Below are 25,015 nucleotides of genomic sequence, written 5' to 3'. Positions count from 1 at the left end.
ATTTTCCAAACTAAAACACCTATTATTTCGATCTACACATATTCACATTTGTTAGACAAGTTTATGTGAGGAACACTGTTAGCGGTTCTTCTGTTTGCTAAAATGTAAATAGAAGAACTGTCCTCACGTTCATGAGATCACAAATTCTACTGAATAAACACCTTCTATCTCTTCTCCGTCTATTTATACAGGGTGCAACTTCTATGATCATAGAAAACATGCTACATTCTCGTCTGAAGTAAGAATCTTTATAAATACCCCATGTTCTGTTTCGAACCCTATTGTTAGAGCACAATACCCAAGTACAACAAATTCCAATAAATTGTAACTATGATAAAATAAAAAGAATAAAGATTTTACATATCTTAAGAAAAATAATGGAGAAGATCTATCAAAAAATACTAGAATTTCGTGATGAAAGAGGCTGGACAATTCTCACAAGAAAGGATTTTAATGGAATTGAGTACTGTTAAACAAAAGCAGTCTACTACAGAATTATTGAGTATATTTTCTAAGAAGTGAAGCGGATAAAGTACGAGAACGGTTCTTATGCTTTTTAATTTTTGGTATTAGGTGTGTTACTATCAGGTAGATTAATTGTGTGAATTAAAGAACATGAGTGTAAAGGAATTATTTTTTTATAAGGCTTTTTATACAGGGGTTTATGCATAACTTGTATAAAAAGCCTTATTCTCCATATCAAAAACATATTTTCTTTAAATTACACTTTTGGATTAATAGGTACACACTGTCAGGTTTTTAAGAACATGTCTAAATTTGTAAAAAGATGCATGTGATGAAAGAGGTGGACAGATTGAAACAGAAAATGGCAATTAATAAAGCAAAGAATTTCTTTGAATATTTGCTTGCACTTAATAATTTGGTGGGTAAGGTGACTCGTGACTATAGAGAGTTTGAAAAAAATTGGTTTGTACACGATTTAAAAGAACTAAATGGATGCTTTCTTTTTGAGGATTGTAATGAGAAAGGTACTTATCTTGAAATACATAGACCGGAAATAACTGCAGAAGACAAGCAGTATCCCAAACCTCCTTCACTGATCCGAGAGTGGATAAAAGTGGATTATACAAATGAAAAAACACGGTTGGTTATGCCTAATGAACGTAAAATCGCCCAAGAAGACGGTGAGAAGGAGTTAACAGAAAAATTTAGTGATAATCCTGAGAGGATAAAAGCTTATCAGGATTGGGAACGTGACTGGACTGAGTGGGCTGAAAGGCTAATAGAAAAGAAACGTGTACAGAAACTATATGGTGAATTTTTTGATTTAATTCAACAAATGGATAAAGAGAGCGAAGCACTTGAATTTATATATGGTAGGGGAATGTTTTGCTGGAAACATCCTGATGACAAAGTAGGAACTATTCGCTCACCTTTATTGACGACCAAATTAGAACTAGATTTGGACGCAGACAGAGGAGTTATTAGCGGAAAACAGGTAGAGCAAATAACAATTATGGAACGAGAGATGTTTTCTGGTGTTTATCTCCCTAACATTACAAAGATAAATGAACTTATATATGATGTACAGAATCAGAGCATTATTGACGATAAAACTGAGTTCTTTACACAATTTGTACGCCTTATTGATGCGAAAGGCGAGTACATAGCTTCAGACTCTTCTATGACTGTACGAGATGAGCCAGTTATTTATGATATTTCAATTTTTTCACTGCGACGTAAGAATGTTCGCGTCTTAAGGAATGATTTAGAACAAATTATTTCAAGCATTGACAGTGAACAAATTAGTCTGCCTGATACTATCGCTGCTATTATAGGAGAACCAGCGAAAGCAACAAACGAACAAGGTGAAAAAGCGGCGAGAGAGAACGCTTTTATTAGTAACGACCTTTATTTCCCGTTAGAGTCAAACGAGCAGCAAAAGGAGATTATCCATCGTATAGAGCATAACTATGGTGTAACTGTACAGGGACCGCCTGGAACTGGTAAAACCCATACAATTGCAAATCTTGTGTCCCATTTTCTTACGCATGGGAAAAAGATCTTGATTACAAGTCAAAAAGAAAACCCACTCAAAGTGTTGAAAAATAAAATACCAGCAGAAATTCGCGACCTTTGTGTTCCTGTCTTAGGTGGCGGCCGAGAATCGCTTCAAGAAATCGAGCAGTCTATCCGTGTAATTAGTGAAAAGCTCGGTGAACTGGATACATATCGCTTACAAGAGGAGATTAACAGAGACAGGAAGGCATTGGATCAAAGTAAGCGCAACGAAGCCCAACTAAAAAACCAACTTAAAAATTACGCCCAAAAGGAAGGAAGCGAACTTTTATATAAAGGCGAAAAGTTATTTAAGTACGATGTTGCCAAAAGACTTGCTGAATCAAACACTAGTTATACATGGATTCAAGATAATATTCCAATGGACGTGACATTTCCGTTGAGAAACTCGGATTTCCAAGAGTTTTGGAAACTAAAGTCTAGTTTGAAGCGGGAATTTCTATCTCTTCATGAACAAACATTGCCTGAAATAAATAATCATCTGCCAACGTACTCTTCTTTTGAGAACTTTACCAAAGAGGGGAAAGCTTTAGAGTCTTATATATCAAAAGCGGTGGAGATTATTGAAAAATATCAGTTAGAACAAAATCTGTCAACGATAAACCAACTTCTAAAAGAAGCAAAAGATATGGTCAACTATTCAGGCATTTTATCCAGCCAACATCTGAAACCAATTATTGAGGATTTTCAATCAGGGGGAATACGAGAGGAAAGGTGGCGCTCATTATATAATGATATGGTGACATCTATTCACCAACTTAATGAGTTCCATAATAAACTCATTACTCATGTGATCGATTTACCAGAGAAAAGATTAGATGAGTTAAAAGAAGATATTGCAATTGCAAAAGAACGACTTTCAAGTGGGAAAAAACCAAATTTTATGTTCTTTATGATGAAAGGAAAACAAACAAAATACTTATTTGAGACACCTGTATTAAATAGTAAACCAATAAAAGAATTAAAGGAAATAGAACTCTTGGAGGAATATCTTAATTTTGAGCATAAGAAAACGGAAACTGTACGGATTTTTAATGGCAATATGACAGATATAGGGCTTGAGCCACTTTCAAGTAAAGATCGACGCTTTATCTATATGCTTGATAATCGTATGAAGGAGTTGGCATTGGTCATAAAGGCAGTCGATGCTATAAATGCCTTCAAAGAAAGGACGAAATCATTTCAAAAGCAACAACTTGATTTTTACTTAATTGAAACATACGAAGGACTTATAGATGAATTCAAGATTGTAACTCGTTATCTTAAATATCAAGAATGGCTGGAAAAATACAATAGCAAGTTAAATCAATTGAGGGAATGGGCTACTAAAGAGTCTCATACCATCTGGAATGATTTCTATGATGCTTATCTAGCAAGGAATGTGGAGAAGTGGAGAGTTTTATTGGTTCAGTTAGAGCAATTGCACCAAATACAGGTACAAGTTTACCGTTTTTATGAACTATATAATGCTTTGAGTCATACTCTACCGTTAACTGCAAAATCATTGGAATTATCAGTAGGTTCTGTTTCTCCTTACCTAGCTGATTACATGGAAGCATTTGAACTTAGAAAGCTCCAAACTTGGTTGGATGAAACAAAAGATATGAATGTAAGTAAACTAAAACTTCAAATTGAAGAGGAGCATAAGGAACAAAAACGTCTTATTCGTAACATTGTAAGTAAATCAACGTGGAAGAACCAGGTCGAAAGAATCACAGACAAAGAAAAGCGTGCTCTTTCGGCTTGGAAGTCATACATTAAGCGATTTGGTAAGGGGAGCGGCAAATATGCTCATGTTCACTTACAAGGAGCAAGAGAAGAAATGAGAACCGCTCAGACTGCAATTCCAGTATGGATTATGCCTGTAAGTCAAGTGCTAGAAAATTTCCCTGTAACGAATGAAAAGTTTGATATCATTATTTTCGATGAGAGTAGTCAATGTGACTTATTTTCTATTAATGTTCTCATGCGTGGCAAGAAGGTTATAGTGGTTGGAGATGATGAGCAGATAAGCCCGCAATCTATTGGTACCAACTTGGAAGACGTCCATGAACTTGTTAGACGTCATTTAAAAGATATTCCTAATGGTAATCTATTTGATGGTAACATCTCTTTATATGAAATTGCAGAGCAAACTTTCCCAAAAGAAGGCAAGCTTATGCTCCGGGAACATTTTCGTTGTGTGCCTGAAATTATTCATTTTTCAAATGATTTAAGTTATGGGGGACAAATGATTCCGTTGCGGCTTCCGTTGGAGGAAGAGAAGATAGAGCCACCTGTTATGGGCATAAAGGTAAATGAAGGTTATAACGATGAAAAGGATAAAGACGTTAACATTCCAGAGGTGGAAGCGATTGTTGCTGACATGCAAACTATGATTAAGGATTCTAAATTTGCTGGTCAAACTTTTGGAGTGATTGCTTTACAAGGTCAGAAACAGTCGAAGTTACTTGAGACGAAAATTCGAGAAGCAATTGGTGATACAGAGTTTGTTAAGCGAAAGGTAATCTGCGGAAATTCCTATACTCTCCAAGGTGACGAGCGTGATATCATTTTCCTTTCCTTAGTTGTAGCACCAAATCGACGCTTTATGGCTTTAACCAAAACAAGTGATAAACAGCGATTTAACGTTGCAGCTAGTCGTGCCAAGAACCAAATGCGCCTATATCATTCTGTAGAATTAGAAGACTTAAGCACAGAAGATCTACGTTATAAATTATTAAGTTACTGTAAAAATCCTACCCGTGTTAATCAACAGTTGGAGAACCTGGAAGAAAAATGTGAGTCTCCATTTGAGCTTGATGTCCTTAGAATGATAGTAGCAAGAGGGTATAAAATCACACCGCAGATTGAAGTTGGCCGATATCGAATTGATTTTGTTATCGAGGGCATGCGGGATCGCTTAGCTGTAGAATGTGATGGCGAGAAGTGGCACGGTCCCGAAAAGTTCGAAGAGGACATGAAAAGGCAGGGATCTCTTGAGCGAGCTGGTTGGAAGTTCTGGCGTGTTCGTGGACGGGAGTTTTACTTTGATCGTATAAAGGCAATGGAGAGTCTTTGGAAGAGACTAGATGAGTTGGGAATTGAACCTGCACATGGCTTATTCCAAACTCAAGAAAGGGTTAAACACGGAGGCTTCGGTAGTTCAAGAGGATAAAAATACCGAAGGATTATGCTGGATAAAAGATGCTCTTGCTAAAAAAGGCTTATAGTGATCGATAAACGTAATGTTGGTGGAAGGCTCTGGGGAGTAGGCGGTCCAGAACTTGACTCGACTGTCAAAGAGTTTGAAAAAGAGGGAATTCTCTTTTCCTTCACCGAAAACGGTAGTCGGAAAACGAAGCATTTACCTGGGTGGTATCTGAAGTCGGAAGTCCTAAACCTTTTTTAACTGTATTATTTAGGACAGCATCGTGTAGGATGCTGTTCTTTTTGTTTAAGAGTTTCTACTATGTTTTTTCCCTTTTGATGTAACCCTCGCACTAATATAAGGATCGAGCGCGGTAGGTGTTAAAATATTCTGCTGGATACAAAAGTTAAGGATGACTTCGAAATGAAACCAAAACCGCTCTTCCAATTACCAAAGAAGAGGAGGAGTAAAATAGGTAAATATCAATCTATTGTTCTTTCTTTGTTATAAAAATATATACTCATGTTTTATTTGAATTTATATTGCTAACTTCTGGGGTTTTGGTGCCTTTCATCTAGTGCTTCAAATTAGTAGCGAGATGGGGGAAAGGCCCTTTTTCAATACAAACGTCTTTGTATTCAACAATTATCTATATATTTAGCAGATCTTTAAAGGGCATGTCATACGGTACAAGTCCTATCACTCAGGAAATTAAAGAACAAATGAACAGAAACCACATACATTTAAACTAGACTCGTTAAACTAATACAATTGTTGGTATGTGCTACTTCACTACTAAACGATCTACTTCATCAAACCCCTTAGTTTTTCTAAATTTCATACGATGTTCAAAATTACTTAAAGCATCTGAGCAATCAATGGCATCAAAATTAAGTTTTTTTAAGGTTGATTTATCAAATTTAACTGATAAAATCGTGTTATTTTCATGATGACCTGTTGCTGAATTCAATCGATTTTCGATCGCATGAATATAGACAATGTTTAGTGGTAGCAAGGCAAACATATCTCTAACAATTCGTATCACACAGCTGGAAACATAATCTTGCTGAATATCATAATAAGCTGTTTTTGTTGTGTCTTTAACTGAAAGTTTCCCTGTTTTTGTTAATGAAAGTGTTTGAGTTGGTACGACGGTTTGTGGGTGTACGTCAAATTCAATTTCCATTACATCTGGCTCTATGGCAAAGAATTCAAATCCGCTGCCAAACTCAAGCAAATCATCAAGCGGGGCAAACTCCTCAATTACTTCAAAGTATGTATCAATATCACCTTGGAGTATATTTTCTGCAACAGAAATCATTCGTTGCCATTCTTGATAATCGGAAAGATCTTCTTTTCGTGCAAGCTCTATTTTTTCAAATAGTTCACTTTTTCTTTTTTCATCTTGTTTAAATAGTTTAGCGAAGAAGCCTGGTTTATATTCCTCGTACACCTTCAAAGCAGCATCTTCATTTGGGCCGCGTACTCCTTTTGGAAAAGGCGGAGGAGTGTTACGGATTTCCTGCCAATTTTTCTCATCATCACATTCTTTATGAACCGATTTCATTTTTTCTATCTTGTTTTCAAATAGTTCTACTTCTAAACGATTCCTCTCTATTTCCTGAAGTTTTTCAAATTCTCGTTGTTTTTTAGCTAGTTCAGCACTTCGGTTATAGGCGCTCGTTTTATAAGCACGACCTGAACTAGACGTATTTGTATATGATAACCCAGAACCAGGTATTCCAACTGTTGTTCGGCGTTGACCACGTGAATTAACCGAATACCTTAATCCTTTCCCACCAAAACTAGCTCCAACACCACTTTTCGATACATTTACTCTTACTCCTGGTGCAACCTTAAAGCTTTTTCGAAAATTAAGGCCCATTTGATCACCTCTTAATTTTTATCTTAGTATTAAATTTACCGAATAAAGACTTTATTACTATAGATTATTTATAATTTTTCTACATTCCTATTTTTTTATAATAAATCTCGTTGTGAATTTTGAATATTATTCCAAAAATAGTACATATTACATCTTGGATGGATCGACATATGGGAGGAAATGATTTGAAACAACTACTTTCACTATTAACTATTTGTTTACTTGTTTTAGGATTTACAAGCCCTTCATTTGCACAAGAAGATAAGGATTGTGGTCACTTCTCTACATGGAAAGAAGCACAACATTTCTATAACACAAATGACCCTGGTAACGACCCTCATGATTTAGACCGTGACGGTGACGGCATTGTTTGTGAAACCTTAGCTGGATTTGATGTAAATTATGAGGCTGGAACTCCATTAGGTGATGCAACAACTGACACAACTGATCCTACGAACGATGAAGGGGCAGGTTTAGCTGAAACTGCTACATACTACCCAGTTGGAGTTACAATTGGATTAATCGTTGGAACAATAGGTCTATTTTTATTGTTATTTAAAAGAAGAACAACGATCGAATAAAAAACAAATCCATCCAAGGATAGACTTAAAGTCTATCCTCCTTTCATTTTTTACAATTTTAATTGATTTTTCAATAAACCCAGCTAGAGCGGGACTTTATAAGGTGATTAACTTTGAGGAATCGTATAGGTATTTTGCTGTTAGTGATTGGATTTTCATTTTTTCTCTGGAATACAGCAATGATGAACATGCAAAAACAAAATGTTGAACACAATCCTGTTAAAGCCGAAGCGATTGATCACAACTGGGATGATCCAATCGTTGAAGAACCATTAAAACAAGATACAGATTTGATTAATAATGAATATTCTTTTCATCAAGGTGACCAAATTGGTGAATTAACGATACCGAGAATTGGTAATCTATTTTCTATTTATTATGGTACAGATAAAGAAACATTGAAAAAAGGTGTTGGGTTGTATGAGTCGAGCCATACCGCATTACCTACAGAATATAAACATACAGCCTTAGCTGGTCATCGAGATACGGTGTTTTCTGAGCTGGGAAATTTAGAAATCGGTGATCGCATGTACTTCGTCTTCGATAACATAAAATATGAATATCAAATTCGCGACATCTGGATAACGGACAAAGAGGACAGAACCGTTCTTGTTGATAAAGAGACACCAACCTTAACTTTAACAACTTGTTATCCGTTTGACTTCATTGGCCCAGCTCCACAACGCTATATAATTCAGTCAGAGCTGGTGGATAAAAAAGTTTTTCATCATTTAGAAGACGATGCTTATTAATAAGATAGAAATTGTGTTAGTTGAGTTAAACGGAAAATACTGAATGAATGTGCTCTATATAATCAATTGAATGGTAGCCTTCTTTAAAAAGAAAAATAAATTAAAAGCCATGTAAATATCTGTAATTGATACCTTTTTAGGTTATGACATTAGAATACTGGAAGAAATAAATTTTAAATGTCGATTTAACGTTAAGAGGTATTTCCGGGAAACAACTCTAACATTAATTTAATTACTTAATGGAATTTATACATAGAATAGGGTGTATGAATATGAGTTTTCAGAAATGGTTAAGGATTGTTATACCAGAGGTTCAACTAATTGATTTTCTTCAGAAGGAAGGGTTTAGAGGGAGAAAACAAAGAAGTGTTTTAGGAAGACAAGCAAGTGTGGGGACAAGTAGTATTCCAGCTACAACTAACAACCCAAGAGTTAATTACTCTGATATACCTCAGTCAAGCGGAGCGATAAAAGGAGCTGCACGAGATGCTAAGCTTGGGATTAAAAGTCTTACTCTGAACAAATCAAATGAAGAACTTGATCAACTGTTTAATGAAATCAAGTACAATTTAAATAACAATGTATTAGGCCAAGAAAGGTATATTGATGATTTACTTGTTTGCTTTAAGAAGGCCTTTTTGGCTAGAGACAAGGGAAATATTCAAAATACGATTTTAATCAGTGGTCCTACTGGCACTGGGAAAAATCGAAGTTTGAACATTTTAATAAATGAACTTTACACGAAAAAACTGACACCTTATAAAAGTTTTTCTACGATCGATTTAAGTCAATACGGTGAAAAAGATATCCACACGAATTTTATTGTAGATTGTTCTGCTTTATTTAGTTATGGAATCGGTACTGTTTGTTTCACTGGATTTGAAAAAGCTCAATCAGATGTACTTCAGTATGTTACAAAACTCTTTAAAGATGGTTATTTTAGAACACCGGAAGGAATCGTTGTCAGTGCTTCAGATTACTTTTTAATTCTCTATATAGATGCTGAAGTAAAGGACAAGATAGTAGGTCAGCAAATTCCGTTATCAATTGCCAATCAGATACCTCCCAGTCTGTTACGTGAGATTCAATCTTTTGCGTTTACAGAACCATTAACTATGGATTCGCTTAGTACAATATTATCTTCTCAACTAAAAAAAGCTGCATCTAAATTAAATGTCCAGGCACAGTTAAACATAAACTTTGATTCTAACATTTTTACTGAACTTGCTAAACAAATCTTAATTACAAAAAAATATGGGGAAGCTATTGAAGATCTAGTTGAAAATAACTTTATTTCTGTCTTGTTAGATGCTCGGGCAAGAGGTGTGATTTCTAGTAGTAATTCTATAAATATTAAAATGAAGGATAATCATGTCATTGCCGATGCTGGAAAAGAAACAATTTTACTTAAAAAGATTTCTATTATTAAAGAAGAGACATTAGAAGATATTTTGGAAGAACTGAACAGTTTAATTGGTTTGGAGTCAGTTAAAAACTTTATTAATGAGCTATTGCAAACTGTCAAATTACAAAAAAAGCGGGAGGAGCTTGGAGGGAAAATAAGTCCGATGGCTTTGCATATGGTTTTTACTGGGAACCCTGGGACAGGAAAAACTACGGTTGCCAGATTAATTTCCAGGATTTTAAAAGCAATGGGACTACTATCTCAAGGCCAACTAGTTGAAGTAGCAAGGCAGGACCTTGTCGGGGAATATGTCGGTTCAACAGCTCCTAAAACGGATGAAAAAATACAGAGTGCACTTGGAGGTGTTTTGTTTGTTGATGAGGCTTATACACTTGCTCGAAACAAACATGACAGTTTCGGTCTAGAAGCTATTGATACTTTAGTGAAAGGAATGGAGGATCATCGAGATCATTTAGTTGTTATACTTGCTGGTTACACAAATGAAATGGAAATATTCCTAAAATCAAATCCAGGTCTTCGCTCAAGATTTCCGTTTATTGTAGATTTCCCAGATTATACACCTAAAGATATGTTGGAAATGACGCTTATAAACGCAAAACAACGTGATTATATTATTGATTCTACAGCACATGAAGGATTAGTAGAATTATTCGAAAAGAAACAGATACCTGGAAGAAATGATAGTGGGAATGGTCGTCTTGTTCGTAATTTAATAGAAGAGGCAATCCGCAAACAATCTGTTCGGTTAAGTGAGAGTACCAAAAATGAAATTGCCTTAAATGTTCTAACAAATATCGATTTTGGAATTGGAGTAAAGGAAGAATTTGACTTAGATGCAGCTTTTAAGAATATCATCGGCTTAGAAAATGTGAAAAATTTTATTCGTACTTTAGAAAAGCAAATTTTAGCAAATAAACGCCGAAAAGAAGCTGGAATAGAGACAAAGAATGAGCAAACGCTAAATATTATTTTCTCAGGTAATCCTGGGACTGGTAAAACGACAATGGCTCGATTGCTTGCAACTATGCTTAGTTCCATGGGGATTTTAAAGCGAGGACATCTTGTTGAGGTCGACCGGTCAAATCTAGTGGCGGAATATGCAGGTCAAACTGCTGTAAAAACAACTGAAGTAGTGGAAAGTGCAATAGGTGGAGTTTTATTTATTGATGAAGCTTATTCCCTCGTGGAAGAAGGAACAGTAGGAGGAGGGTTTGGGAAAGAAGCAATTGATACATTGGTTCGGCTTATCGAAAATCATCGTGCTAACTTAGTGGTTATCCTTGCAGGGTATACTGATGAAATGGAAAATTTCTTAAAGTCTAACCCCGGATTATCTTCTCGCTTTCCATTAAACATTACGTTTACTGATTATACAGCGGAACAATTAGCACAAATGACTGATGTCATTGCAAAATCAAAAGGTTTTGTAGTGTCAGGTGAGGTAACAACCGCCTTAGTAAACTATTACGAGAAAAAGCAAATACCAGGTAAAAATGATAGTGGAAATGGTCGTCTTGTTCGAAATACACTTGAGGAAGCAATCAGGAATCAATCCATACGAATCGTTGAAAATCCGGATTTAGCAGTAGAAGAGCTAACAAGATTAACCTTAGAAGACTTCCATATAGCCCCAGTAGTAAAAAATGAAACGGCGTTAAAAGAATTAGAACAAGTAATAGGTATGGAAGAAATAAAGAATTTTGTTCGTTCACTCTCAGCTCAAATTGAAATCGCAAAAAAGCGGGAAGAATTAGGCTTACCAAATATGGGATCGCAATCTCTTCATATGGTGTTTAAAGGGAATCCTGGTACTGGTAAAACGATGATTGCTCGAATTTTAGCAAAACGATTTAAAGAAATAGGGGTCATTAAACTAAATAAAATGGTTGAAACAGATCGTTCTGGTTTAGTTGCAGGGTACGTCGGGCAAACCGCTCTCAAAACGAGGAATGTACTAGAGAAGGCACTAGGTGGAGTTTTATTCATTGATGAAGCCTATGCACTTTTAGGAAGTAACAATGATTTTGGCCAAGAGGCTATAGATACCATCGTGAAATTCATGGATGATCACCGTGAAAACATTATTGTAATATTAGCAGGTTATGATGAAGATATGGAAGAATTCCTTGACTCAAATGCTGGTTTACGATCACGTTTTCCTAATATTGTTGAGTTTCCGGACTATACGCCAAGTGAATTATTGCAAATAAGTCGACTTATCTTTAAAGCTAAAGGATATGAAGTTTCCCCAGATACCGAGGATATGTTACTTTCAAATTTCACCAAAAATCAAATGAAAAATGCTGGTAATGGTAGAATGGTTCGAAACCTTTGTGAGTTAACGATACGCAATCACGCCTTGCGAGTCAGTAAAATACCAAATCCTACAGTTGAACAATTAGTTACAATTGTTCAACAAGATATTTCGGAAGTAGGTGAATTTAATGGGTAAATTATTTGCGATTCTAGGTGCAATTGCTTATTACTTATTTTATCCTTTACTGTTAATCATGATTATTTTTGGGCCTATAATGGAATTTCCTATCTTATTGGAAATTTATCAACTTGGTTCACCAAGAGGGGGATTGTCATTAGGCTTGGTAGCTTTTTTTGGAATACTTTTATTTTTAAGCTATAAGTACCCGAGGCTAGGATGGTTAAATAGAAGGTTTCCAGTATTGATGCCCTTGTTACAAATGTTTTTTATTACATTAGTCGGAATTGAAATGGCAATATTCTTTGCAAATCTATGGGCAGACAAGCTATTTTATGGGAAGGAAATTGCAATCCTCTTATCTACAATAAGTATTCTTATCGTGCGAGTATATTTATCTTATTGGTACAGTAAATACCCAATAAGTTATAAAGTACACAAGATGTAAGGTGGAAAATATGAAAAAATATAAACAGAACCACCAGCAAATTTACAATCAAAATTTAGACAATGAGCAAGAACCTGCAGAACAAGATATTATCCCACATCAAGCATTTATCCGTAAATCCATTTGGATTACTTCATTAATCTTAATTGGGTTAGCCATGATTGGCAGCCTCTTCACAACCAGTTTCACTGATGAAGGAACAGCAGAAGAAGTGGTTGCAAACAGAATAAGTACATCTACAGCAGCTGGCGAAAAATTATTTACTGACGAAACAAACGCGAAAATAGAAGCACGAGATTTTGAAGTGACAAATGCTGGCTCTGATGGAGGAGAAGCTAGAATGTTAATATGGGACTTTAACAAAGTGGATTTGGACGAAGTGGCAATATTTGTTGATGGAACCCCAGTAAAGGAAAAACTGATATTAACAGAAAATGCTGCAGCTATCGGAATACCAGTTCCAAGTAAAGTTACAATCAGAGGCGTAAAGGACATTGGTGGAGGGATATCATACGCAGTTAAATTTCCAAATAATGAAACAACTTACTTTAATGTAGTTCCAGTCGGAAAATTGAATACTTATACGGTACTACCTAGACCATAAATATTAAGGGGAAATGGTTGATTTGACCGATCTAATCATACTCTAATGTTCAACTTTTGAAACTGGATGTTTTACCACTTTTGTAGATGATTTAATACAAACTTCAACTCGTAGTAAGAGCTTATGAAAATTTCCACCATATGAAATTAAGTGGGAAGCCTGTCATTTGTTAAAATTCGACAAGTGACAGGCTTATTTAAACTACCTTATGTAAAGTTTGTATTGAAATCCCTTGATTTATATTTTTACGAGAACTCTAGGCAAAAAAGTTGCCATAGTAGTATTTAGTTATGATCAAAATCCTCTTTTGAATTTGTTTCTGATTCCAAAGTATAACTAAACTTCAATAATTTGTAACTAATGATAAAATGAAAGAATAAAGCATTTACATAAATTAAGTACTAATGGAGAGAAAGATAAATGGAGAAGATCTATCAAAAAATACTAGAATTTCGCGATGAAAGAGGCTGGAAAAAGTACCACGACCAAAAGATTTAGCTATTTCAATTTCACTAGAAGCAAATGAGCTTCTTGAAAATTTCCAGTGGAAAAACAGTGAAGAAGCGATTGCTGGGTCGACACAAAATATTAAAGAAGAAATGGCAGATATACTCATTTATCTCATTCAGATGGCGGATAAGCTAGAAATAGATCTTGAAGAAGAAGTCTACATTGGATGTAAAATACACCAAATGGCTTAGCAAAGCCTTTTTAGAAACAGGCACCAAAGTTCAAGCACATATTTTCACTCACGTAGGTAACATTACTAGTTGTACGATCAAAACACATTCCTTAGGAGGTTTTCAGCATGGCCTTTTTGGATTTTTTATTTAACGAAGAAAAAACTCAAAAAGAAACTCAAAAAAAGGTACGTGAAGTAGATCGCACTGCCGATACAGAATTTGCAGCAGAAGACGCACATCTTGATCTTCGTGAAGAAGAATTGGAAATCGACAAATATCGGGTGGAGACGGGTGATGTGACGCTTCATAAGGACATTGTTGAGGAAGAACAATCAGTGAATGTCCCTGTTTCACATGATCAAGTCGTCATTGAACAAAGAGTCGTTGATCACGAACCAACAAATGAACCAATTACAGAAGAAGAAACGGTTCACATTCCAGTAACTGCTGAAAAAATTGATGTAGAAAAGCATACGGTCGTTACTGGTAAAGTCTCCGCTCATAAACGTTCAGTTCAGGAAACAGAACAAGTACACGAAGTACTTCGTAAAGAAGTTGCAGATGTTGAATCACATGGTACTACAGATCTTATCAAAGAGGACTAATTGTTCCCGCCTACTTAACTTCTAGTTAAGTAGGTTTCTTTCCATCCTCTTTACATAAAGAAGAACTTCAGGAGGTCCTATGGGAAAGTATATTATTATTGGTGCAATAATCGGTAGCATAATTGGTTGGGTAACAGGTTTTACAGTCGTAACAGGACTCGTTTTAGGAGCAATCGTTGGCGGCATTATTTATACAATGAAGGCGAGAAGGAACATCGACGGACCCTCTAAAAAAACAAATGGAAATAAAGAACAAACGCTTCAATTACGTGAAGAGCAGCTAGCCATAAAAAAAGAACGAGTACAAACGGGTGAGGTAAAGATTCATAAAGAAGTCGTCGAAGAACAGAAAACGTTCACGGTTCCGATTAAGCGTGAAGAAATGGTAATAGAAGCAGGAGATGAGGAGGAATTTCGAATTCCGTTGAAAGAAGAAGAAGTTGAAATAAACAAACACCCTGTGCAAGTGAATGAAGTATCGGTTACAAAACGTCAAATAGAAGAAATGAAACAAATAAAGGAAAAGCTGAAAAAAGAAACAGCACACGTTGACGTTGCAGGTGATGCGGATGTCATAAAAAAGCCGCCATCTGAAACTAAGGACTAAACCATATTCAGGTGGTGGTAGGTGAAGGCACTACCCGACTCCTTCTCCGTAACCTTCGAGACCACCTTCGTCTCACCAGCAACCAACCTGTGCTGCTTTAAGAATCATCAACATGTGGTTTCTTTCTAGCCATTTCTGCTCAGAACATCAGCCAATCTTGAATTTCGGTAAGCAATGTATTAGAAGTCGGAACATTTCTTACTTTTTTCCCCTTTCCCTACGATTCGAATACTTTAATACTATTAAAAAAGAAGTGGCAAAAATTCAAGAAATAATACAAGAGCAACTGAAAGAAATGTTAATACTTACTGTGGTAGTACGCCCCTGAACTAAGTCTCCAACGTAATGAGGGTTAGTTAAGATTAGTTTAATCGTGGAATCATTCCACTTATCACCGGTAATCAAGTGGTTATTTATAGGGGCTTTCCAGAAGTTTCGCGACTTTTTGGGGGTCTTTATTTCATAGCTATTTCAAGGAAGTGCAGAGAATAAAACTCCATTTTACCTCACAATAAAATATATTGTCAATCAGAAATTTGTAATATTTTCAAAAAAATGTTACAATAGTCTTACAATTGTTTTTTCAATCGTATTCCGAATTCCGCTGTATTTTTTTGCGGATAGAATTATGGATACGTTTTTTTAATATCTTTTTTAAACCGAAGAAAAATTCAAACAGTTGTGTGAGCTTTAAGCGTAAGTTAGTTGAATAAGATTATCAAGTTACTATCTAATAGTAATCGAGTTTTTATTCTACAAGGAGGCCTAGAATAATGAATCTAATCAATAAGAAAGTTACACACAAGAGTTTTGGCATGGGTAGTATAGTTAAACATAATGATTCTAGTATTGAAATACATTTCGCATCGGAAAATAAAAAGTTTGTTTTCCCCGATGTATTTGGAAAGCACCTAAAACTGCATGATAAAAGTGTTGCTAATTCACTTGAGAAAATTATACAAAAAAAGGAAATGGAACAAAAGGAGGAAGAATGGAAGAAGGAAGAGGAGAAAAAACTACAACGAAAAAACCTGGAACTTCGCTTAGACCATGAAAAACTTATGAAAAATCATAAACTTCATCCCGAATCACAAATGGTTTTTTGGTGTGACACAGAAGAACAGAATGGTTCTTTTTCAGAGTGGAAGGTTTTTTCAGGCGTAATAAAAAGTGGTAATAACAAGGGGAAGCCAAACAAACCCATCCGCTTGCACCAAAATAGCGCTGTCCTGTTAACAGCAATAGATTCCAGCATGCCTGAAAAAGACAGACGTATCTTAGGTGTCTATATGGTGAATGAAGATTTTATCGGTAAGCTTTGTGAAGATGGATATACTCCTGCTCATTCAAAATACAGACTCCAACTTACAGAACAGGAATCGGATCAGATGCTTTTCTGGGAATATTATGTAAATGAAAAATCCCCCCAAAAAATGACATGGAATACAGGTAAATACCGTTATTTTGATAATTTATGGATGGCTCAAATTTTGCTTGATATAGTTTCGTTGAAAAGTGACCCAAAGGAACGAGAGCTGGCACAACAATTTTTTGAACATTTTTGTAAAATGAATCGGATAACAGATCAAGAGTTACCAAAGCCTAATGGCGCATTAATGCGTATTTAGACGTTAGCCCAAAGATAATAAGAATGACAGGGGACTGACACATTTTTCCCACCCATCACTAATGGCAAACAGCGCCTGGCTCTGTTTGCTAATAAGCGTGTAAATAAATCAGATCTTCCTGCAGTTATTTTTCTTGGTGTTTTTGGTGTATTTATTAACCAATGGTCATTTTTTAGAGGCTTACAAACAGCTGATCCAACAACATCTGCCTTAATTTTGGCAACAACACCTATTTTAACAGGCTTTTTAGCAGTATGTTTGATTGGGTTTTGTTGATTGGAACTGCTGTGATTGTTCATGGCATAGCTAACCTGATTTGGAATCAAAATATAGGGTATGTAGATGCTTCAAAGGCTTCCATTTTATCATAAAAAGGAGTAACACAGGGTTATGTTACCCTTTTGTTACTCCATTAATTTTCGTTAAAAATGCTACTTTTATTGGAACCACTTCTAGAGGCATACGAACATGAGCATGAAAGGTATTTTAAACTTTACTCGGAGGTTAAGAATCTTATTTGCCATTAACTAAATGATTTTAGAGCAGAATATATAGACGATGAAGTTGAAGGGAGACTTTCACTTTTTTATAATTCGTATATCTCTAATGTTTAATCTTCGTCAAAAAACAATAGTATTGGGTCAAAAATGGAGGAAAAGTGGTGCCCTCATTTGGTGCCCGTTTTTTAAAAATGAGAATAACAGTCAATTGTAAAATTAATAGAATTAGCCCCGACAATGAAAAAACGCCTGCATTATAAAAAGTGATGCAAGCGTTTTTTTTATGGTTTCCGATATAATTAATTTTATAGTTAAAGGAATAATGTTCATAATGAAATTGGATAGACTACACTGAATTGGATAGAATTTTTAAGGTCAGGTAGACTACAGATTATACATTTGAGGAGAATCTACATGACTAAAAGAGGACGCCGAACATTTACGGAAGATTTCAAACAACAGATGGTGTAGCTGTACCAAAATGGGAAGCCAAGAAAAGAGATTCGTGAGTATAACTTACACCTTCTTCTTTAGATAAGTGGGTGAGCCAGAGTCAGAGCTCTGGTTCTATTTAGGGAAAAAGACAATCTAGCAGTGGAACAAAAGGAACTGATCGAACTCCGAAAGCGAAATAAGCAATTAGAAATGGAAAATGATATTTTAAAGCAAGCCGCGCTGATACTAGGACGAAAGTAAATGTGATCAAGAATAATCAACATAAATACTCGATATCAGCAATGTGTAAAGTCCTACAAATCCCTAGAAGCACCTATTATTATGAAGTAAAAGAAAGAGCAAAAGAGGATGACATTACGTCCGATGTGATCGATGTATTTCAGGCAAGCCGTCAAAATTACAGGACATGTAAAATCAAAGTAGAACTAAAAAATGTGACCTCACCGTTTCTAGATGAAGAATTGGACGCATTATGCTTTACGCTTGTTTCTTGATTCCATGCCGGACACTTCCTCTCTTATTATTATCATAGAGAGTTAACTAAACCGTGTCCATGAAACTATACTCACTCCACCCTTTCACTTAATGGAATTAAATGAGGTAAACCAAACATTGATGCCAGTTGTTAAAGGGTTACCCGTTTTTGGGGAAGCTAAAAGGATGAAAATGCTTATAATGTACTATATTCTTAATTTACTAGGTTAGGAGGAATTACATTGGATCGAATACAGCAGATAATCGATAAATACAAAGGAATGACTTTGGATATCATCCTATCTCAATATAAAGATATGTATGATAAACAATATCAAGCTACAATGGAATGGTACAAGGATTATGACCAAAGAGTAGAAGCGGCTAAATGGGATGAGGATAAAAAGAACGCCGTAAAAAGGGTACTAGCTGCCATTAGGAGTGCAGAGAGTTCTTTTTCGGCTGAAGACATGAATGATTTAGATCAATTTAACAGTGTGATCAACACCATCATTAGTACAAACAACAGGATTAATAACATTAAATCCTATAAAGTGGACATGGTCGCTCTATTTAACCATATGAAGATCAAGCACGATTACCGGGACATCTTCGACAACCTTGACATACCGAATGAACTAAAAGGTCATATTGTTCATCTTTTTTCCTTCATTAAAACCATTCAGGACCCAAAAGAGTATGTCATTAACTATAACTTTGAGCGGAGCATAAACGAAATCATCTTTGATAAAAACTCAAAAGATTATAACGATTTGCTAGATACATATCGTAGCTTTCCTAATATGGAAAATAAGGAAATAACCTTTTATGTCTTTACAGGCGTTCTCTTAAATTTAATTGTCAAAGATCTAAATGAGTTAGACCCACCATTAAAACGAAAAGAATTCAAGTTTCTTGATAAAAAAATTACTCAATTCGCTCAACGAAGTAAGTCATTGAAGCTAGATTGCTCCTTATTGTCCTTTCAATCCATGGATTCCATTAAACTATTGGAAGCAAATTTAGAACAGAATCCTTTTGTCATTGGAGCAATTGAAACAGATAAAATAAATCGGAAAACGATACCATACATAGACCAAGGTAAATTATTTATCTGTGACCGTTCGAAAAAAGAAATTGAATGGCAGGCCTTCATTGACGGAATTTACTTCAACGAAAGTGAAATTCCTGCTGGAGTCGACGTGATGAATCTCCAAAATGTCTCATCTAAGGGAGTTAGAATTTGGCTTAAGATTACTAGTCTTACAAAATTAGCAACTAGAATCATGCCGGACCAATTGGTCCCTGTACATGCAACAAAAACCTCTAAGCTGCCACAGCAGGATTTACATTTAGTTTTTTCGGAAACAGTGAGGGCACAACGTGAGGCGATGGAGGACAAATCGATGACGGAAGAGTTAGTACCAAACTTTGATAATGAAGAATTAAAATTTAACCCGAATCTGATTTTATATGGACCGCCGGGAACGGGAAAAACCTTTCAAGTGGCAACGAAGTCATTGGAAACCATTTATCATTTGTCCGCTGATGAATTGGACGATAAATGGAGTTCAATAGAAAAAAAGCATCAATATAAAAGATTACAGCAAGAGGGAAGGATTCGGTTTGTAACGTTCCATCAGTCTTACTCTTATGAAGATTTTATTGAGGGCCTTCGTTCAGATGGAAACGCGTTTGTACCAAAAGATGGGGTTTTTAAGCAAATCGTGTTCGATGCTCTGTTTGCCGGACTGCCGAAGCCTTCTAACATGCTTAATTATGAAGAACGCAAAACTATGGTTTTGGAAGCACTGGAACAAGATCACCCATTTGATTTTTCCAATGCGAACCGGTTTGTAATGATTATTGATGAAATCAACCGCGCTAATATTTCGAAGGTGTTTGGAGAACTGCTGACCTTACTGGAAGAGGATAAACGCCTTACAACAACCAATGAGACGCGAGTGAAATTGCCTTATTCCGGCGAAACCTTTGTCCTGCCACCAAACCTTTATATTATTGGAACTATGAATACGGCCGACCGCTCCATTGCGCTTATGGATACCGCCTTACGCCGTCGGTTTGGCTTTGACGAGATCTTGCCTCAGCCGTCTGTGCTGTCACCTATCGATGATATTGATTTGCCAACGCTGCTTCACCGTATTAATCAACGGATAGAAGTGCTGTACAGCAGGGATCACATGATTGGTCATGCTTATTTTACCAGTGTGGAAACTGTAGAGGATTTAATTTCAACCATGCAGAATAAGATTATTCCACTGTTAAAAGAGTATTTTTATGATGACTGGGAAAAAATCGGCCTGGTCTTAGGTGGAATCGGCAGAAATGAACAAGATTCGTTCATTATTTATAAGGAAGAAGTAGATGTCCAGGCCTTATTTAACCGCGCATCATCTTATACACCGTTGGATATTCCATCTAAATATCATGTGAAGGTGAACATTACGGCTGAAGACATAAAAGGGATTTATGAGTAATGAAAACAATCACCATTAGAGAGGCCTATGATTGGCTTCAAGTGGAGAACCAACGGCCAAGCAGCCTGACCAATGTGGAGTGGGATCATCTTATTCAGTATTTAGAACAAAAATATCAAAATGAAAATGTTGTAGAATATGGGAATAAGAGGATTAGGTTTATCAATCTGGTAGGAGTCATCCAATTGAAAACGGTTAGAATCGAAATTCTACCGAAGTTAGATTTGGAACAAAACGATCCGGCTTTAAACCGCCGTTCCTTATTAAATATGCTAAGTGTAACGAAGCATCTGCCAGTTTCATTAAATGACCAGACTCGTAGCCATTATGAAAAAGTAGATTTATCCCATATTCTGGCTTTCATCTATATTTCCGAGCTGTTTAAGGCGGTCAAGAGGGGATTATACCGAGGGTATCGGTCTAAAACGGAGAATATTAAACACTTAAAAGGGCGTCTGCTCGTTTCCCAGCACATTCGCAAAAATGCCTTTATGTCTGTAAATGCGTATTGCGAATATGATGAGTTATCCGCAAATGTCCCATTAAACCAGCTGTTAAAAGCGGCGTTAAAAGTCATTTTTCCGTATGTACGGAATTCCACTCTAAAGACGCAAACATGGATGATTTACGAAATGTTCGATGAGGTGGAGGATGTTTTTATCAACACCTCCATCATCGAAACAATTCAAATCAATCGACAAAACAAGCATTATGAGGCGGTTTTACAGCTGGCTCTTGCGATTCTCCATTCCAGTTCGATGAGCACCGGGGAAAACAACCAAATTGCTTATTCGTTTTTATTTAAAATGAATGACCTATACGAATGGTATGTTGGGGAATGTTTAAAACGGGTGTTATCGCCGGGGGCCTTTAAGCTGGACTTGCAGCACAAAGGCAGAAAACTCTTGATTGATACCCATACAGGAAGAGGAACCGTCCAATTAAAGCCTGATTTTGTCGTATCGAAGCTGGTATTTGGCGAACCGATTCCAGTTGTCATTTTGGATACCAAATGGAAAAATGGCCGATATGGTCCAAATCCAAGTGACACCTACCAAATGTATGCGTATGTTACTGCCTACAAATCAGCAGAACGCTGTATCATCTTATATCCGAAAAACGATAATGAGTTACTGCTACCAAAATGGAGAGTTCCTGATTCATCACCAGTTAAACACATTGAAATACGAACTATTCGTCTAGACAAGGTTCAACATACCATTGCTGATCTAAGGGAAATATTATCATTCCAATAAAAATAAAAGGGTGTACTATTTTTGGTACACCTCAGAGTGTAGACAAACCCCTTTTTCAAAAATTCATCTGAAGAAAAAGGGGTTTTGTTTCTTTTTTAGTTACATATTTGGTTGTTCCTGTTGTGAAACAGCACCATATATTGATGAGTTAGTAATTATAAAAAACGGCTATCGACTTTGTCGACAGCCTGGGGTGTACTATTTTTGGTACACCTTTTTGTGTACAATAAAGCTAGTCAAAATTTTAAATAGGATTAATTTCTTTCTAACTTATATGAAAATGATTAAGACTTAATGGAGAGACAGATAATGGAGAAGATCTATCAAAAAATACTAGACTTTCGCGACGAAAGAGGCTGGAAAAAGTACCACGACCCCAAAGATTTAGCTATTTCAATATCACTGGAAGCAAATGAACTTCTTGAAAATTTCCAGTGGAAAAACAGTGAAGAAGCGATTGCTAAGTCAAAACAAAACATGAAAGAAGAAATGGCAGATATACTCATTTATCTCATTCAGATGGCGGATAAGCTAGAAATAGATCTTGAAGAAGAAGTCTATCAAAAGCTTGAAAAGAATGCCTTAAAATACCCTGTAAAAAGGGAGAATGAGTAAATGATCATTTATAATGAAACCACCTCAAATTTTTTGAATCATATTTATGAAAATAAAATTGGCTATGTACTAAAAGAAAATGTACTGACGAAAATGAACAAAGTCGTTTCAACAAGTGAGTTAAATTCTTGGGAAAGATCTCTTCCTCAGATGGCCAAAGTCATACGAGACGCTGATTTAAAAAATGATACGCATGTCTTACTAGAATATAAATTGCCTTCTTCAGAGAAAAGAATTGATTTTTTAGTTGCTGGAGAGGATGAAAAGGGAAATAAAAATGCAGTTATTATTGAGCTGAAACAATGGCAAAAGGCAAAGGTTTCTGAAGGTGATGGCATTGTTCGAACCTTCTTAGGAGGTAGGGAAAGGGAAACGGTTCATCCCGCCTACCAGGCTTCTTCGTATAAACGTTATTTACTAAATTTAAATGAATCTTTATATAATGATTCATCTATTCAACTTCATTCCTGTGCCTATTTACATAACTACATAAAAGTCAAAGATGATCCTTTATTAGATAAACGATATCGAACATATGTTGAATATTCGCCTTTATACTTCCAATTCAGTGATAGAGAGCTGGCGCAAAACCTCCGACAAAAGGTTGCTAAGGGTAAGGGACAAGAAATTGACCAATGCTAAAGGACTAAATCCAGAAACTGCAATATTGGGAACAGGACAGAATGTTTTAGATTTTTGGCAGTGGGGATTTTCGAACATAATAACAAACAATTTGAGGGGAATCTTTGCCGAGTTTTTAGTTGGGACTGCACTTGGTAGTTTAGATCAATCACGTAAAGAATGGGACGCATTTGATTTAGTTTATAATGATATGAAAATTGAAGTGAAGTCTTCTGCGTATATTCAAGTTTGGCATAAAGATAAATATTCAAACATTAGTTTTAATATTGGGGCAAAAAAAGAATATGATTATGAAACAAATAAATATAGCGATGACGTTAAACGGAATGCCGATATGTACGTCTTTTGTTTACTTAAAGAAAAAAATGTAGAATTAGTTGACCCTTTAGACATATCACAATGGGAGTTTTATGTTGTATTAACTACAGAACTAGATCGACATTTTCTAAAGCAGAAAACAATATCTTTATCTAGGCTAAAACAAGTTACGAAACCTTGTACTTATGAGAATTTGAAAAATATAATTGATGGTCTATTGTGAATCTTTCCTAGAAGAGTATGGATTTATTCTTAGATAGAAATGGAAGATTACTTTTTGTGAAGAACAAATAGTTATAGTTTCTTTCAAATTGTAAGGAACGTTTTTTATTTATCACAAATAAAATTCATACAAAGATATCGTGAACATAAAATCGTGTGCTAACTGCTTACTGTCATTAATCAAAGAGAAAATATAAAGTAAGTTAACCAACATAAAACACTCACAAATATTGTTTTTTTCAATGTTTGTGAGTGTTTTTTTATTTGGGAAATGAGTACAGATAAGTACCACAGAATTATTTTGTCACAAAATATTTACATTTTTATGTGAAACATCCGCTACTCTCTTCTTCATTTTTCTATATATAGTCTATGAAAAGAATTTTCTTAGAAGAAAGGGAAGTGGTTGAAGATGGCAAAATATCGAATGGTGCGTACAGAGTTTTGGAAGAATCCGATTGTATCAGAAGAGATGACTCCGGAGGATAAATATTTTTATCTTTATCTGCTTACGAATCCGAATACGACTCAAATTGGCATCTATCGTATTACGAAAAAACAAATGGCGTTTGATTTGGGGTATTCGATTGAGAGTGTTCATTCGTTAATGGAACGATTTACCCGGCATCACAAGTTGATTCGTTACAATCCTGAAACGAGAGAGCTTGCGATTAAAAACTGGGGGAAGGATAACCTGCATAAAGGTGGGAAACCGGTCATGGATTGCATTTTATCTGAATTAAAAGAGGTTGAGGATACCTCGCTTATTCGATATGTTGCGGAAACGATTCGTAAACAGGAAATTCGTAGCTTATATGAATCTTTTTGTGAGCCAGAAAGGATGTCGTTTGCCGAGGAAGAGAGAGAAAATGATCCAGATCTAGATGCGGAAGAGGAAGAAGTTGACGATACGTTCATGCATCGTTCTACGATACGTGGGCAAAAAGAAAAAGAAAAAGAAAAAGAAAAAGAAAAACAACAACAAAAAGCTTTTACCCCTAGTATAGAGGATAATCCAGATATAGAGGATCAAGCACTAGATCAAAACACAAACGATGTTCAAGAGATTATTGAGTTTTGGGACAACAATGGATTTGGCTTTTCAAATGTGAATGCGAAACAGCAGCTGCTATCTTGGTTAGATGATTCTAGTTTTCTACAGCCGAAGGAAGTCATCTTAAAAGCCATGACGATTGCCTGTGCCAATAACA

The 25,015-nt window shown here is 35.7% G+C and carries 17 protein-coding genes and 3 pseudogenes; 18 read left to right on the top strand and 2 right to left on the bottom strand.

Features of this window, described 5'->3' with window-relative positions; all coding sequences use genetic code 11:
* Positions 1-814: 814 nt before the first annotated feature.
* Entirely contained in the window at positions 815-5,197 is a 4,383-nt protein-coding gene (locus K9V48_RS20775) for a PDDEXK-like endonuclease domain-containing protein (RefSeq protein ID WP_224141058.1), read from the top strand.
* 757 nt (positions 5,198-5,954) lie between these two features.
* Here the strand turns inward: K9V48_RS20775 and K9V48_RS20770 are convergent.
* A complete protein-coding gene (locus tag K9V48_RS20770; protein WP_224141057.1) occupies positions 5,955-7,055 on the bottom strand; it encodes a DUF4236 domain-containing protein in 1,101 nt (366 codons plus the stop codon).
* A 185-nt stretch (positions 7,056-7,240) separates the two neighbouring features.
* Between K9V48_RS20770 and K9V48_RS20765 the strand changes: the two genes are divergently transcribed.
* The 8 genes and pseudogenes from K9V48_RS20765 to K9V48_RS20730 all read left to right on the top strand — a co-directional run bounded on the left by K9V48_RS20765 (position 7,241) and on the right by K9V48_RS20730 (position 15,195).
* A complete protein-coding gene (locus K9V48_RS20765) occupies positions 7,241-7,636 on the top strand; it encodes an excalibur calcium-binding domain-containing protein (protein ID WP_224141056.1) in 396 nt (131 codons plus the stop codon).
* Between the two features lie 113 nt (positions 7,637-7,749).
* Complete coding sequence (gene srtD, locus K9V48_RS20760; protein WP_224141055.1) at positions 7,750-8,388, top strand: class D sortase, LPxTATN-specific; 639 nt, start codon at positions 7,750-7,752, stop codon at positions 8,386-8,388.
* A 272-nt stretch (positions 8,389-8,660) separates the two neighbouring features.
* Positions 8,661-12,266, top strand: a complete 3,606-nt coding sequence (locus K9V48_RS20755; RefSeq protein ID WP_224141054.1) for an AAA family ATPase — start codon at positions 8,661-8,663, stop codon at positions 12,264-12,266.
* Positions 12,259-12,696: a hypothetical protein gene (locus K9V48_RS20750; RefSeq protein ID WP_224141053.1), complete on the top strand. Its 438-nt coding sequence runs from the start codon at positions 12,259-12,261 to the stop codon at positions 12,694-12,696. The genes K9V48_RS20755 and K9V48_RS20750 overlap by 8 nt, the downstream gene beginning before the upstream one ends.
* 10 nt (positions 12,697-12,706) lie before the next feature.
* Positions 12,707-13,300: a hypothetical protein gene (locus K9V48_RS20745; protein ID WP_224141052.1), complete on the top strand. Its 594-nt coding sequence runs from the start codon at positions 12,707-12,709 to the stop codon at positions 13,298-13,300.
* Positions 13,301-13,720: 420 nt separating this feature from the next.
* A pseudogene (locus K9V48_RS20740) lies at positions 13,721-14,001 on the top strand (nucleotide pyrophosphohydrolase).
* A 107-nt stretch (positions 14,002-14,108) separates the two neighbouring features.
* On the top strand, positions 14,109-14,588 hold the full coding sequence (locus K9V48_RS20735; RefSeq protein ID WP_224141051.1) for a YsnF/AvaK domain-containing protein: 480 nt from the start codon (positions 14,109-14,111) through the stop codon (positions 14,586-14,588).
* 79 nt (positions 14,589-14,667) lie between these two features.
* Positions 14,668-15,195, top strand: coding sequence for a YsnF/AvaK domain-containing protein (locus K9V48_RS20730; RefSeq protein WP_224141050.1), 528 nt, complete (start codon positions 14,668-14,670; stop codon positions 15,193-15,195).
* Between the two features lie 264 nt (positions 15,196-15,459).
* Here K9V48_RS20730 and K9V48_RS20725 read toward each other — a convergent pair whose 3' ends face one another.
* Entirely contained in the window at positions 15,460-15,654 is a 195-nt protein-coding gene (locus K9V48_RS20725; RefSeq protein ID WP_224141065.1) for a recombinase family protein, read from the bottom strand.
* Between the two features lie 314 nt (positions 15,655-15,968).
* Here K9V48_RS20725 and K9V48_RS20720 point away from each other — a divergent pair, with 314 nt between their 5' ends.
* The 9 genes and pseudogenes from K9V48_RS20720 to K9V48_RS20680 all read left to right on the top strand — a co-directional run.
* Positions 15,969-16,823 carry a malate synthase gene (locus K9V48_RS20720; RefSeq protein ID WP_224141049.1) on the top strand — a complete coding sequence of 285 codons (855 nt, stop codon included), beginning with the start codon at positions 15,969-15,971 and terminating at the stop codon, positions 16,821-16,823.
* 75 nt (positions 16,824-16,898) lie between these two features.
* Positions 16,899-17,087: pseudogene (locus K9V48_RS20715) on the top strand (EamA family transporter); the annotation flags it as partial.
* 707 nt (positions 17,088-17,794) lie between these two features.
* Positions 17,795-18,213 (top strand): annotated as a pseudogene (locus K9V48_RS20710) (transposase family protein); the annotation flags it as partial.
* A gap of 282 nt (positions 18,214-18,495) precedes the next feature.
* Complete coding sequence (locus K9V48_RS29480) at positions 18,496-20,751, top strand: McrB family protein (protein ID WP_308012606.1); 2,256 nt, start codon at positions 18,496-18,498, stop codon at positions 20,749-20,751.
* On the top strand, positions 20,751-22,007 hold the full coding sequence (locus K9V48_RS20700; RefSeq protein WP_224141048.1) for an McrC family protein: 1,257 nt from the start codon (positions 20,751-20,753) through the stop codon (positions 22,005-22,007). The genes K9V48_RS29480 and K9V48_RS20700 overlap by 1 nt, the downstream gene beginning before the upstream one ends.
* Before the next feature lie 309 nt (positions 22,008-22,316).
* Complete coding sequence (locus tag K9V48_RS20695; protein ID WP_224141047.1) at positions 22,317-22,622, top strand: nucleotide pyrophosphohydrolase; 306 nt, start codon at positions 22,317-22,319, stop codon at positions 22,620-22,622.
* Positions 22,623-23,264 carry a hypothetical protein gene (locus K9V48_RS20690; protein ID WP_224141046.1) on the top strand — a complete coding sequence of 214 codons (642 nt, stop codon included), beginning with the start codon at positions 22,623-22,625 and terminating at the stop codon, positions 23,262-23,264. It abuts the gene before it with no gap.
* Positions 23,251-23,805, top strand: a complete 555-nt coding sequence (locus K9V48_RS20685) for a hypothetical protein (protein ID WP_224141045.1) — start codon at positions 23,251-23,253, stop codon at positions 23,803-23,805. Before K9V48_RS20690 ends, K9V48_RS20685 begins: the two co-directional genes overlap by 14 nt.
* Before the next feature lie 411 nt (positions 23,806-24,216).
* A partial coding sequence (locus K9V48_RS20680) for a DNA replication protein DnaD (RefSeq protein ID WP_224141044.1) occupies positions 24,217-25,015 on the top strand: 799 nt, incomplete at its 3' end.

The organism is Metabacillus rhizolycopersici, from assembly GCF_020075705.1.
This window is presented reverse-complemented; position numbering and strand designations above follow the sequence as displayed.

Excerpts from the sequence above, each read along its gene's own strand:
- K9V48_RS20755 (WP_224141054.1), top strand. The coding sequence starts at position 8,661 with ATGAGTTTTCAGAAATGGTTAAGGATTGTTATACCAGAGGTTCAACTA.
- K9V48_RS20735 (WP_224141051.1), top strand. The coding sequence starts at position 14,109 with ATGGCCTTTTTGGATTTTTTATTTAACGAAGAAAAAACTCAAAAAGAA.
- K9V48_RS20750 (WP_224141053.1), top strand. The coding sequence starts at position 12,259 with ATGGGTAAATTATTTGCGATTCTAGGTGCAATTGCTTATTACTTATTT.
- K9V48_RS20730 (WP_224141050.1), top strand. The coding sequence starts at position 14,668 with ATGGGAAAGTATATTATTATTGGTGCAATAATCGGTAGCATAATTGGT.
- K9V48_RS20720 (WP_224141049.1), top strand. The coding sequence starts at position 15,969 with ATGAATCTAATCAATAAGAAAGTTACACACAAGAGTTTTGGCATGGGT.
- K9V48_RS20695 (WP_224141047.1), top strand. The coding sequence starts at position 22,317 with ATGGAGAAGATCTATCAAAAAATACTAGACTTTCGCGACGAAAGAGGC.
- K9V48_RS20690 (WP_224141046.1), top strand. The coding sequence starts at position 22,623 with ATGATCATTTATAATGAAACCACCTCAAATTTTTTGAATCATATTTAT.
- K9V48_RS20745 (WP_224141052.1), top strand. The coding sequence starts at position 12,707 with ATGAAAAAATATAAACAGAACCACCAGCAAATTTACAATCAAAATTTA.
- K9V48_RS20770 (WP_224141057.1), bottom strand. The coding sequence starts at position 7,055 with ATGGGCCTTAATTTTCGAAAAAGCTTTAAGGTTGCACCAGGAGTAAGA.
- K9V48_RS20700 (WP_224141048.1), top strand. The coding sequence starts at position 20,751 with ATGAAAACAATCACCATTAGAGAGGCCTATGATTGGCTTCAAGTGGAG.